This window comes from Pontibacillus sp. ABV4_188 (genome assembly GCF_056311905.1).
On record NZ_CM149975.1, the window covers coordinates 908073 to 920835 of the forward strand.

The 12763-nt window shown below is 40.5% G+C and carries 13 protein-coding genes and 1 other annotated feature; of the genes, 9 read left to right on the forward strand and 4 right to left on the reverse strand.

All coding sequences use genetic code 11. From position 1 onward, the window contains the following. The first annotated feature begins 123 nt into the window (after window positions 1-123). Together ACYX4O_RS04620 and ACYX4O_RS04625 are read left to right on the forward strand one after the other, a co-directional pair. Window positions 124-708, forward strand: a complete 585-nt coding sequence (locus tag ACYX4O_RS04620) for a hypothetical protein (protein WP_476354983.1) — start codon at window positions 124-126, stop codon at window positions 706-708. Window positions 709-815: 107 nt separating this feature from the next. Next, on the forward strand, window positions 816-1790 hold the full coding sequence (locus tag ACYX4O_RS04625) for a BMP family ABC transporter substrate-binding protein (protein ID WP_476354985.1): 975 nt from the start codon (window positions 816-818) through the stop codon (window positions 1788-1790). 63 nt (window positions 1791-1853) lie between these two features. Here the strand turns inward: ACYX4O_RS04625 and ACYX4O_RS04630 are convergent, their stop codons facing one another. Continuing rightward, window positions 1854-2066, reverse strand: a complete 213-nt coding sequence (locus ACYX4O_RS04630) for a hypothetical protein (RefSeq protein ID WP_476354987.1) — start codon at window positions 2064-2066, stop codon at window positions 1854-1856. Between the two features lie 166 nt (window positions 2067-2232). Between ACYX4O_RS04630 and ACYX4O_RS04635 the strand changes: the two genes are divergently transcribed. Together ACYX4O_RS04635 and fabF are read left to right on the forward strand one after the other, a co-directional pair. Further along, window positions 2233-3174 (forward strand): beta-ketoacyl-ACP synthase III, encoded by a 942-nt coding sequence (locus ACYX4O_RS04635; RefSeq protein ID WP_476354988.1) that lies wholly within the window; start codon window positions 2233-2235, stop codon window positions 3172-3174. A gap of 18 nt (window positions 3175-3192) precedes the next feature. Beyond that, window positions 3193-4434: a beta-ketoacyl-ACP synthase II gene (gene fabF / locus ACYX4O_RS04640; protein WP_476354990.1), complete on the forward strand. Its 1242-nt coding sequence runs from the start codon at window positions 3193-3195 to the stop codon at window positions 4432-4434. Between the two features lie 60 nt (window positions 4435-4494). On the opposite strand, the gene ACYX4O_RS04645 is transcribed toward fabF, so the two are convergent. Beyond that, window positions 4495-5544 (reverse strand): LCP family protein, encoded by a 1050-nt coding sequence (locus tag ACYX4O_RS04645; protein ID WP_476354992.1) that lies wholly within the window; start codon window positions 5542-5544, stop codon window positions 4495-4497. 144 nt (window positions 5545-5688) lie between these two features. Here ACYX4O_RS04645 and ACYX4O_RS04650 point away from each other — a divergent pair, with 144 nt between their 5' ends. Continuing rightward, window positions 5689-5925 (forward strand): YuzI family membrane protein, encoded by a 237-nt coding sequence (locus tag ACYX4O_RS04650; protein ID WP_476354994.1) that lies wholly within the window; start codon window positions 5689-5691, stop codon window positions 5923-5925. 85 nt (window positions 5926-6010) lie between these two features. After that, complete coding sequence (locus ACYX4O_RS04655) at window positions 6011-6763, forward strand: DUF3603 family protein (protein WP_476354996.1); 753 nt, start codon at window positions 6011-6013, stop codon at window positions 6761-6763. A gap of 155 nt (window positions 6764-6918) precedes the next feature. Here the strand turns inward: ACYX4O_RS04655 and trpS are convergent, their stop codons facing one another. Together trpS and ACYX4O_RS04665 are read right to left on the reverse strand one after the other, a co-directional pair. Continuing rightward, on the reverse strand, window positions 6919-7920 hold the full coding sequence (trpS, locus tag ACYX4O_RS04660) for a tryptophan--tRNA ligase (RefSeq protein WP_476357012.1): 1002 nt from the start codon (window positions 7918-7920) through the stop codon (window positions 6919-6921). A gap of 65 nt (window positions 7921-7985) precedes the next feature. Then, window positions 7986-8201 (reverse strand) — a binding site (T-box leader). A 49-nt stretch (window positions 8202-8250) separates the two neighbouring features. Next, complete coding sequence (locus ACYX4O_RS04665; RefSeq protein WP_476354998.1) at window positions 8251-8586, reverse strand: hypothetical protein; 336 nt, start codon at window positions 8584-8586, stop codon at window positions 8251-8253. Between the two features lie 226 nt (window positions 8587-8812). Here ACYX4O_RS04665 and ACYX4O_RS04670 point away from each other — a divergent pair, with 226 nt between their 5' ends. The 3 genes from ACYX4O_RS04670 to ACYX4O_RS04680 all read left to right on the forward strand — a co-directional run bounded on the left by ACYX4O_RS04670 (window position 8813) and on the right by ACYX4O_RS04680 (window position 12668). After that, complete coding sequence (locus ACYX4O_RS04670) at window positions 8813-10027, forward strand: putative glycoside hydrolase (protein WP_476355000.1); 1215 nt, start codon at window positions 8813-8815, stop codon at window positions 10025-10027. Between the two features lie 340 nt (window positions 10028-10367). Beyond that, entirely contained in the window at window positions 10368-10835 is a 468-nt protein-coding gene (locus tag ACYX4O_RS04675) for an Lrp/AsnC family transcriptional regulator (RefSeq protein WP_188654660.1), read from the forward strand. 162 nt (window positions 10836-10997) lie between these two features. Then, window positions 10998-12668: a peptide ABC transporter substrate-binding protein gene (locus tag ACYX4O_RS04680; protein ID WP_476355002.1), complete on the forward strand. Its 1671-nt coding sequence runs from the start codon at window positions 10998-11000 to the stop codon at window positions 12666-12668. Window positions 12669-12763: the final 95 nt, after the last annotated feature.

Sequence of the window (12763 nt, forward strand, 5' to 3'; positions counted from 1 at the left end):
TGAAAGGCTGCAGTTTCAAATATTTTAAAGAGCCTGCCATCACTGACTTTTTAAAACGAAATAGTTTAAAATCACATGAACCCTTTACCTCTTCATAAACTGTAGTAGAGGAGGGAGATGAAGATGATTTATATTATTTCGGGGTGTTTTGAATGGATTGGTTTTCATTTAACAGAGAAGTGGTTAAACGCTGGTCATACTGTAATAGGGATCGACAATGATTGGAACGAACAAAAGGATTGGTTATCTCTATATGTGGGGAGGAATTCTTCCTTTCATTTTGTTGACTCCATCGACCAAGTAAAAGAGGAAGTAGAAGGGGAGGAATTGATCCTTATTAATATAGAAGACCGGTTAAGTAAAGAAGAGGCTAAGATCCCTATAAAGGGGGAGTGGACAATAAAGATCGGAGATGACAAACCCGTTCAAGGCTCCGTTATTTATGCCTCTGAAGTGTACGGTCCATGGATGTCTAGACTAGTTAAACCAACCACTGAACAAGCGCTCTATATTAATGATTTTGTGAAAGGAGTTCAGGAGATCATTGATCATAACGTTAAGAAAGAGTGGATTGAAATTAAACCTTCATATGACCAAACGGGGCACCACCAAGATACGTGGTACGTAAATGAGAGCATGGATGTAAATAAGGGATGGAAGACAGTTATGGACCATGAGAATAATTTTTCAACTTATTATAAATTATAGAGTTTTCATGAACATTGAGCCCATGTCGTTTACGTATTAAAGGATTAAAGGTACAATATCACTAAATATAAATGGAATGGTAAGCAGACATAAATGAGGTGCTCGATGTGAAGTTACGGTGGTTGGCCTTTATGGGTATCCTTGTCCTTGCGCTAACTGGTTGTACCCAAACATTTGGGCAAGGAAAGGTCCAAAAAGTAGGGATGCTAGTTGAAAACACAGTTCACGACCAAGCCTGGGGGCAGAAGGGGTATGAAGGACTTCTGGAGATCAAGGAAGAACTGAATGTAGACGTTTATTTTAAAGAAAGTGTCCAGTCTCAATTAGAAACCCAGCAAGCTATTGAAGAGTTTGCAGAAAAAGGTGTTAACTTAATATTTGGACATGGGAGTCGTTACGGACAATATTTTCAAGAGCTACGACAGGAGTACCCGGATATACGTTTTGTTTATTTTAATGGAAGTGTAAAAGGAAAGAATATAACGAGTTTAAACTTCAATGCGCATGCGATGGGGTTCTTTGGGGGGATGCTGTCTGCTAAGATGACCGAATCTAACCAAGTCGGCATCATAGCTGCGTTTGAATGGCAGCCTGAAATAGAAGGCTTTTATGAAGGTGTAAATTATGTGAATCCAGATGCAGAGGTAAACATTCAATATGTGAATAGTTGGAATGATACAGACAGAGCTCTCTATTATTATGAACGTATGCAGAGGATGGGAGTCGATGTATTCTACCCGGCTGGTGATGGATTTAGTGTCCCTATTATTGAAGAGGCCAAATCGAATAATGTAAATGCGATTGGCTACGTATCAGACCAATCAAATATTGGATCTTCCACTGTTCTTACAAGTACAGTTCAACATGTGGACAAGTTATACGTATTAGCGGCTGAAAAATATAACAAAGGGAATTTACCAGACGGTATTCTTAACTTTGATTTTCAAGATAACGTGATTACACTTGGTGAATTTGGTGATGAAGTTCCTGAGAACATCAAGGACCATATTACATCTGCAGTAGAAGAGTATAAGGAAACGGGTCTTTTGCCAAATGAAATCAGCAATCCGGATGAATCTTAAAAAAGCTATCACTCATAGGGGGCTCGAGCATAGCCCTCTCATGTAGATAGCTTTTTTTGTTCTTTATTTTGTTTTTTTGAATAAAGCGGATAGTTCCTTGATATATGGTGAAAGCTGTCGATAAGTTTGCATAAGAGTTTCGGTTGTGTCGATGAGGTCAAATGATGTGTCTGCTTGTTTCTCTTCAGTTGTTTCTTCTTCTTGCTTTGGGCGGGGCTGCCTTCCAAACATGAATGCCTCAAAGTTTCCTTGTTCGTGCGAAGTTTTCTTCGTCATAGGTTAATCACCTCCTATTCTTACCATATGGAATGGAGGGTTGTTTTGGGAGGGCTTCTGTCTAAATGTGACGAGGGGTTGTGCTTGCATGTAAAGGTGAGATGTCTTATTATTAGTACCAAGTCATAAGAATAGATATTATTACTACCTTTAAGGGGATGAATATATGAAGAGTGCAGGTATTCTAGGGATTGGACACTACGTCCCTGAGCGCGTACTAACCAACTTTGATATGGAGAAGATCGTTGATACGAACGACGAATGGATTCGTACTCGAACTGGTATTGAAGAGCGTCGTATTGCCTCAGATGATATGGACACAACGGATCTTGCGTATGAAGCCGCAGTGAACGCATTAGAAGATGCTAACGTGAGTGCGGAGGACCTTGATTTAATTCTAATCGCTACAGTAACAGGAGAAACGTTGTTCCCTTCTGTAGGAAACCGTCTGCAAGCTCGTTTAGGAGCTACAAATGCAGCTTCTATGGACTTGGCAGCAGCTTGTGCTGGCTTCATGTATGGCATGATTAATGCTTCACAGTTCATTCAAACAGGTGCCTATAAAAACATCCTTATTGTTGGAGTTGAGAAGCTATCTAAGATCACCGACTGGGAAGACCGTAACACATGTGTGTTATTCGGCGACGGTGCAGGGGCAGCTGTCATGGGGCCTGTAAGTGAAGGAAAAGGTGTTCTTTCATTTGAACTTGGATCGGACGGTTCCGGCGCATCTTACCTTTACCAAAACCAGGGTGAATTCTTGCAAATGAACGGACGAGAAGTATTTAAATTTGCGGTCCGTCAAATGCCTGAATCTTCTATGAAGGTGCTTGAGAAAGCAGGGCTGACGAAAGAGGAAGTTGATTTCCTAGTTCCTCACCAGGCAAATATTCGCATTATGGAAGCAGCGCGCCAACGATTAGAGATTCCTGAAGAAAAAATGGCGACTTCAGTGAAGCGTTACGGAAATACTTCCTCAGCTTCTATTCCAATTGCCTTATCAGAGAACGTAAAAAACGGTAAAATAAAAGATAACGATGTAGTTGTACTTGTCGGATTTGGTGGCGGCCTTACATGGGGCGCTGTTGCACTAAGATACGGAGTTTAATTCAAGGAGGACATGTTTATGGATTCAAGACGAGTTGTCATTACAGGGATGGGAGTCGTCTCCCCTGTAGGAAATGATGTAGAAACGATGTGGAATAATATTGTCGAAGGAAATTCGGGTATTGCACCGATTACAAAGGTAGACGCTAGCGAATTTAACGCAAATGTTGCAGGAGAACTGAAAGATTTCGAACCTGGTAACTACTTTGACAAGAAAGAAGCAAAACGGATGGACCCATTCACGCAATATGCGTTAGCTGCTTCACTAATGGCCGTGAAAGATGCTGGTTTAGACATTAACGAAGAGATCGCTCATCGTACAGGTGTATGGATCGGTTCTGGTATTGGTGGCATGACCACATATGATGAACAGTTCCGTAAGTATATGGACAAAGGGGCACGCCGCGTGAGTCCATTCTTCGTTCCTATGTTAATTCCGGATATGGCAGCTGGCCAGGTTTCCATTGCTACTGGAGCGAAAGGAATTAACTCTTGTACCGTAACAGCTTGTGCGTCTGGTGCTAACTCAATTGGTGATGCCTTTAAAGTGATTCAACGCGGAGATGCTGATTACATGATTGCAGGTGGGGCAGAAGCACCTCTAACTCCAATGTCATTTGCAGGATTCTCCTCCATGAAAGCACTGTCTCCGGTTGAAGACCCGAACAAAGCAAGTCGACCGTTTGATAAAGAACGCTCTGGGTTTGTAATGGGGGAAGGTTCTGGAATACTGGTGATGGAAACATTAGAATCAGCGAAGAAACGTGGAGCCAAAATCTATGCAGAAATCGTGGGTTATGGATCTACTGGAGATGCGCACCATATCACAGCACCTGCTCCTAATGGAGAAGGCGCTACTCGCGCAATGAATCAGGCGTTAGAAGATGCGGGTTTAACTCCGGATGCTGTTGATTATGTCAACGCTCACGGTACAGGTACGGCTCTTAATGATAAGTTTGAAACTGAAGCGGTCAAAAATGTATTTGGGGACCATGCTTATAAGCTAGCAATGAGTTCTACCAAATCCATGACCGGTCATCTTCTGGGAGCAGCTGGAGCTGTTGAAGCGGTTATTTCCATCAAGAGTATTTTGAATAATATCTTGCCTCCAACAACCAACTATGAGAATGAAGATCCAGATTGTGATCTTGATATCGTGCCAAACCAATCACGTGAGAGTGATGTGAATACGGTAGTAAGTAACTCTCTAGGTTTTGGTGGCCATAACGCTACATTAATCTTTAAACAATACCAAGATTAATCAAAAAGAAAGCCTGTCTCTCTATATTAGAGGGACAGGCTTTTTGTATGCTTAAAACTATTAAGAAGGTTCTTCTGTATTAGTATTCTCAGCTGATTGTGAGGACTCTTGTTCACCATTGAAGAATTCTTGAACAGTCTCACGCGTTTGTTCTTCATCATGGCCTAATACTTCTGCACCCGCTTGGGTCGTCATAGGATGCCAATCAGTTGGAATTCTTATCGTTTCAATGTTTTGAGGTGTATCAAGTAAGAACTTACGTCCGTAATTTAGAACTAATTCGTTTGTGGACATGCTCGTATTGACATATTGGGTGAGGGCACCTACTGTTTTAGGAAGCTTTGTCACGCTAGTCATCGATACAAGCTCTTCCTTCAGTGCAGAAATCACTTTTTGTTGACGTAATACTCGGTTGAAGTCACCTTTGGCATCATTTCTGAAGCGAGCATAGCCTAGTAATTCTTCACCATTTAATTTCTGAACACCTGGCTGAATATCAATGCTAACTGTGCCGGCGTTATCTTCATAATACAACCGTTTCTCTACATCAATTTCAACACCATCAGGCGCTACAATATCTACGATTTCTTTAAAACCATCGAAATTGACTACAGCATAATCGTCGATGTGTAATCCGAAATTCTTTTCAATTGTTTCGGTTAGTAAGGCTACACCGCCCTCTGAATAAGAGGCGTTGATGCGATTATATCCCATACCAGGAATGTCGACCCATAGGTCACGCATAATGGAAGCAAGCTTCATTGTTCCTTTCCCGGTATCATATTGGGCGACCATAATCGTATCGGTACGAGCGGTATCTCCTTCTCCTCTCGAATCACTTCCAACAAGGAGAACATTTACTTTTTCATCTGCTTGTTTTTCTTCGCTGTTTTCAGGTTGATCACGTTTTTCGAATTCTTCTTTTGTCTTTTCGGCTTCATCTTTATCGAACCCACCCCCAGCTTCACTGCCAAGATCTTGCCCTGCAATGTACTGAGAAGTAGTGTAGGCAACCGTACTTAAGAAAAGTATCACAACGATGGAAGACAGAATTCTTCTTTTGCGTTTTTTCTTTTTACGTCTTCTGATAATTCGACGAGTTTCTGCCAACCTCGTACCTCCTCTCCAAAAACCACTTATTTATTAATGTACTCTTTCTTTAATGTGAAGTAAAGAGAGTATTTTATGCCACAATATTCGACAGGACAAGCTGGAATGAGGGGGTAGGTGACTGCATATATATAGTAGAAAAAGATGGGGACGGGCTATGGAGGCGATGAGATGGTACCGTTATTTCTGTTTTTAGTTGGCTTTGGATTTGCTGTTTCTGGTGGTGTGACCATCATTGCATATTTGAATTTCTTGCCCGCAGGATTTAGTTGGATGGATTATTTGTTTTTCATTAAAGAACGACCTGAATGTTATCTTTTACCCTTTGGTATTCTCTTCATCACGATAGCCGTTTACCTATTCCCACAAGATTCTTGTTAAATGTTGGGGTTTTTCGAATAAAACGGTGGTGCTTGGTTCATACTGATTTCTACAGAAGAAAACGTTAATAAAGTGAGGGTTTCGTATGCTATATCTACACGATGTATGGGTTAATTGGTTTGAAGGTGAAGAGAATGGGTATAACGTTTGTCCATTCCATGAATGGCGTAAAGAAGACGGAATCGAGCTCTTGGACCAGGTACCTTTGTTGTATGTACATCAAGCACTTTACCACTATGTAGAAAACGACCTCCAAGACCTACCTAAAGACTTGCTAGACGCAGTATACAAACGAGCGTACCTACGCAAAAACCAAGAACGAATTTCCGTAGAATATGCCTTCGTAGTTACAGATGGTTCATCAGTACTTGCTGTTGATACAATGGGATACAACCTACCCGTTCGTAAAAGTAGACTCATCCCACGCCAAGAACGTCTTGTCTATGATATGATTGATCAGCAAAAGCCAGAATCGTATAACTTTGCTTGTAATGACGATAAAGAATACCACATTCTTTCCCCGCACCCTGTCACAATGGTTGGACTTACTCGGAAAGAACGTCAACTAAAGCAATTGTTAATGATGGCACTTGATCAATTACAAACAACTCAGAACTTATCAGAAGTTCGCTACTGGTTAACAGAATGGGACCCAGGTCAATACGGTGTCATGCAAAATCTTAGCTTCGACCAAACATGGCAACTCCTTTATAACGGCTTAAGTGAAGGCTGGTCGAAGAACCATGAAGACATTTGCCGTAAGCTTGTTAAAGGACAACCATTCTTTGAGAAGTTATGGGAACTAGAACAGAACCAAGAAGTGAATAAAGGCGTCTAATGAAAGTATCCGGTCCTCAATAGTAGGAGCGGATACTTTTTTGTGGAGGGGATTTAACTGAGCGGACGGCCGTAAAGAGTGTAGGCACCGCCAGAAGGCCACACCCACCCATTCTACAAAAAAAGAGAGCCCACCAAAGTGAGCCCTCTCTCCTATTATTTCTTCTTTTTAACTCTGCCTAATCCCATTGCTTTCTTCGCTTTACGAATCATCTTAGATGCTTCGTAATTCGCTTTGTCAGCACCATGGTCTAAGATTTCATCTAATTCGTCTGATTCAATTAACTCATAGTAACGTGCTTGGATTGGACGCATCCCTTCGATTACGGCATTTGCGCAGCCTTGTTTGAAGTCACCGTATCCTTTCCCATCATATTTAGCTTCTAGAGCTTCAATACTTTCTCCAGTGAAGCTTGAATAAATGGTTAGAAGGTTTGAGATGCCAGGTTTGTTTTCTTTATCGTATTTAACGATACCTTCTGAGTCTGTAACAGCACTTTTAATTTTCTTTTCCATTTGTTTCTCCGTATCAAGCATAGAGATAAATCCTTTTGTATTTTCATCGGATTTACTCATCTTTTTCGTTGGGTCTTGAAGAGACATAATACGAGCGCCTACTTCTGAAATGCTTACTTCAGGAACTGTAAAGATATCATTGTATTTATTGTTAAAGCGCTGGGCTAAATTACGCGTTAGCTCAAGGTGTTGCTTTTGGTCTTCTCCGACAGGGACGATATCTGTTCCATAAAGCAAAATGTCTGAAGCCATAAGAGGTGGGTACGTAAGAAGACCTGCAGACACACCTTCACGGCTTGCCTTTTGAGACTTGTCTTTAAACTGAGTCATACGCTCAAGTTCGCCAATATAAGCAACGCACTGTAACATCCAGCCTAGCTGAGTATGCGCTGGTACTTCGGATTGAATAAATAAAGTAGACTTCTCTGGATCAATCCCCACTGCAATGTAAATCGCAGCAAGGGATCGGATGTTTTCACGTAATTTCAAGCGATCCTGAGGTACTGTGATGGCATGTGCATCAACGATACAAAAGTATGCGTTATTTTCCTCCTGAAGCTCTGGGAAGTGTTTTAAAGCACCCAGATAGTTTCCGATAGTAAGTGTGCCGCTTGGCTGAATTCCTGAAAAGATTGTTTTCATCATTGTTCACCTCATCTGATTTTTTTCTGACAATAAAAAAAGGTCCATTCGTCTACGTCTAATCACGTAGGGACGAATGAACCGTGGTGCCACCCTAATGATCTTAAAGATAATCTTTAAGACCTCTTAAACCTGTTATCGCCAAGGCTACGGTGTTTCGTACTAGTGTTCTGAAACACAGCTCGAAAGTCCACTTCCAATTCAACGTGCTGCCTGCTCTCACCGTTACAGACTCTCTGTATGCAGAGGGGGAATTGTACTCTCTTTCTCATCGCTTCATATACATTGTGTAAGAATTATAGTTAAAAATCGCACGAAATGCAAGCTTCTTTATAAAAGTTCATAATAAACAGCTAAGAAAATAGCCATCGTAAAACCTAACATGGCTCCTTGAAATAGGAAGGAACGAATAAAGACCGTAGATGGTGATAAAGCGTTGGTTGTAGAATGACTTTCTTCTTTATTTCTTCTGAAGATACCATCTAATAAACGACCACGAACCACAATTAGGATCGTTGCTATTACGATGTAAATAAAAGAAAAGTAAAACAACACATTAATGTAATGAAAAAGGGTTTGCTTAGGAGATAGGGATTGCCAAAGGAAAAAGCTAAGTAGGATGTTAAGAGCTAAGAACACCCATTTGTTTCTTAAAAGTGAAAGCATATCGTTCATCCTTTTCATAAGTTAGTCATAGTATAGCAGAAAGAAAAAGACTGTTGAATTTGAAATATATAGGTTTGATGGATTAAATAAATGGGAAAATTTTCTTTGTTGTTAATGAAATGGAGGGAAGTTCCATGACAAAAAAGGAAAAATTTAAAAAAGGCTCCCAAAAGATGCGAGATCTCTTTTATAATAGGGATAACTACACATTTAGGAGTCGATGTTGATGGAGAACAAACAACTTAAGATTTTATCCCTCATTGGTATTCTCCTGCTCAGTTTCATTCCAACTGCCATGGCGCATGCTGAAGGCGAAGAGGAAAGCGGACAAAAAGCTAAGTTCCATACCGAGCGAGAAATGACCATGAAGACACTAGAATTACCAGAAAGGTTGCCGCGTTTTGTATATGATTCAGGTTTAGATTTTACATACCCAGATGCTGTTCGCGGCATCTATGTAACAGGACCAAGTGCTGGAGGAGCTCGTTTTGATAATCTAGTTAACTTAATTCAAACGACGGACTTAAACAGTATGGTTATTGATATTAAGGAGGACGCTGGTATTATTACATATCAGCCAGAAGAAGGAACTCCTTATGAAGATGTAGGAACGAATTACATTGATGATCCACGTAAACTATTAGAAACACTAGAAGAAGAAGAAATTTATCCAATTGCACGTATTGTAGTTTTCAAAGATTCAAAGCTAGCCAAGAAGCGACCTGACTTATCCTTTACGGAAAATGGTCAGGTGTGGAAAAACGGAAAAGGGGAATCTTTCGTAAATCCATTCATGAAAGAAGTTTGGGATTATAACGTTGAACTTGCGAAGAAAGCAGCAGAGATGGGCTTTCAGGAAATACAGTTTGACTATGTACGATTCCCAGAAGGATTTGAACGTAGGGATGATATTCTCTCTTATGATCAAGGAGACTATGCCGAACTTGAAGGAGACAATGTGCAAAAGCGTGTAACGGCTGTTACAGACTTTGTAGAATATGCACGTGAAGAATTGAGTGGGTATGATGTTGACGTATCCGTCGATATCTTCGGTTATTCTGCTACGATTAAAGAAGCTCCTGGAATTGGTCAGAACTTCTCTAAGATCGCATCAAATGTTGATGTGATTTCATCTATGATCTATCCATCACACTGGACATCTTATTTCGGTATTTCCTTCCCGGACAAAGAACCGTATAAGTTAGTATCAGAGTATGCAAAAGTAGAAAATGAAGTATTAGGAAAACTTGAAGACCCTCCAACTTCACGCCCTTGGATTCAAGATTTTGAAGCACCATGGTTGTACAGTGGGCCTACGAAGCAATATGGGAAAGCGGAAGTGGAAGCACAAATCAGAGCATTAAATGAAAATGGCATTAATGAGTTCCTTCTTTGGAACGCAGGTAATTCCTATACAGAAAATGTAGACTATACGCCATAAAAAGGAGAAGCGACCCAGTTCATCATGGGGTCGCTTTTTTTTGTTCCGTGTAAGTTCATTTACAAAAGAACTACCCAAGCTTCGTGTTTTCTGCGTTGCATATAAAGAGCGATTGATAGCAAAATACTCAATTCGCATAATTTTTTGCGAATTTCGAAAGCGCATTTTTCTACAAATAACGACATTGGTAGCGCTTACATAAAGCTGTGAGTTAAGGTTAGGATCAAAAAATCTATTGAAACTATCAGAAAAATGTGTGTATAATGAAAACAGTCAAAATTGTTAACAAATCGTAAATAAATTGTTAACTTCTTACGTAAATCGCAGGGGAATGATCGGATTGCTTAAATTAGACCAAACAGATTTGCGAATTTTGCAATCATTGCAAGCAGACGGCCGTAGACCATACACAGAGATTGCTAAACAATACGGTATTAGTGAAGGGAAGGTTCGCTTTCGCATAAACCGTATGATGGAAAGTGGAGTGTTTGAATTTGTAATCCACACGAATCCAAGTAAAATTGGTCTGCATGTACAAGCAATTATCGGGATTGTGACAAAGGTTGGTTATAGGGACAAAGTTGCAATGGAATTGGCAGATTGTAAAGAGGTGCGATTCGTCGGCGCCTTCGCTGGAAAGTACGAAATTATGATTCAAGCCTATTTTCCTAGTAATGAAAGGTTAATAGAGTTCACAGATTTGTACTTATCTAAGGTGGATGGAATTGAAGCCACAGACGTGTTTCTTGAACTAAAAGACTATAAGGATTCGTTCTCTTACATAGACCTAGCAGACGAACACTTTTAATTTTCTTGCAATTCAAATTGTCAGAAGATTTACCATTATCGGGTGATTGTGAATGTGAGAAAACGTAGAATTTTAAGGAGGTGGTTCTTCAACTGCGGATCCGACCTAGCGGATCTAAAAATCTGGAATGAAATTTAAAACGCAATAGGGGGAGAAAACATTATGAAGAAAAAGCTATTATTGTTTAGTATCTTGCTTGTCTTCTCAGTGATCCTTGCTGCATGTGGCGGCGATGATGACGGCGGTGAAGAAGGTACAAGCGACAACTCCGGTGATAACGGTGAATCAACAAGTGATAACGGTGGCGAAAGCTCCGCAGAACAAGTGTTTAAAGCAAACATCGCGAGTGAGCCATTCTCACTTAACCCAAGTTTAGCAAACGATGCAACTTCTTCAGCTGTCCTACTTCAAACATTTGAAGGTTTAACTCGTATCGGACCTGAAGGCGAACCTCAAGAAGCAATGGCTTCTGAGATCGAAACTTCTGAAGACCTGAAGAAATACACATTCACAATTCGTGAAGATGCAAAATGGTCAAACGGAGACCCTGTAACAGCACAAGACTTCGAATATGCTTGGAAATGGGCTCTTGATCCAAATAATAACTCTCAATATGCATACCAACTTTACTATGTTAAAAACGCTGAAGCAGCGAACACTGGTGAAGGTAATCTAGAAGATGTTGGAGTTACTGCAGTTGACGACCAAACTCTAGAGGTTGAGCTTGAAAACCCAACTCCATACTTCCTAGAGCTTACAGCTTTCTATACTTACTTCCCGGTAAACAGCAAAATTGCTAAAGAAAATGAAGAATGGTACTCAGATGCTGGTGAGAACTACGTATCTAACGGACCTTTCAAAATGACAGAATGGAGTCACAATGACTCAATCACACTTGAACCAAACGAAGAGTATTGGGACAAGGATACAGTTAAATTAGATCGTATTGAATTTGCTATGATTAACGACTTCAACACAGAGCTAAACAGCTTTAAACAAGGTGAGTTTGACTGGGCAGGTTCTCCATTCGGTAACCTTCCAACAGAAGCGATTCCTTCTCTTAAAGAAGATGGTAGCCTGAACGTTGAACCAATTGCTGGTACGTACTGGTATAAGTTCCACACTGAAAAAGAACCATTTAACAATGTAAACATCCGTAAAGCATTCGCTTATGCGATTGATCGTCAAGGTATCGTAGAGAACATCACTAAAGCAGGTCAGGTTCCAGCGATGGCTGCTGTACCTCCAACAATGTTCTCTGATAACGAAGAAGGTTACTTCGATGCTGTAAACATTGAAAAAGCGAAAGAACACCTTCAAAAAGGTGTTGAAGAGCTTGGTTATGACAGCGTAGAAGACATGCCTGCAGTAACACTTTCTTACAACACTAGTGAGTCTCACGCTAAAATTGCACAAGCAATTCAAGACATGTGGAAAGAGAATTTAGGTGTTGATGTTGAACTTAGCAACTCTGAGTGGGCCGTTTACATCGACCAACTTCACTCGGGTGACTATCAGATTGGCCGTATGGGTTGGTTAGGTGACTTTAACGACCCAATTAACTTCCTTGAGCTTTACAAAGAAAAAGGCGGTAACAACGATACACGCTGGCACAGTGAAGAATTCGCTTCTCTTCTAGAAGAGTCTCAAACAGAAACGGATTCTGAGAAACGTTCTGAAATGCTTAAAGAAGCTGAAGGTATCCTAATGGATGAAATGCCAATTGCACCGATTTACTTCTACACAAACGCTTGGGTTCAAGATGAGAACCTTAAAGATGTAGTTATGTCTGGTCTTGGTGATGTTCAGCTGAAATGGGCTCACTTCGAGTAATTTTTTGAAAGATTTGTAAGGTATATGAGGGCTCTTCCTCATATACCTTCTCTTCTTATAAGAGGTTTATGTAATATTTTGGAGGTGTATCCAAC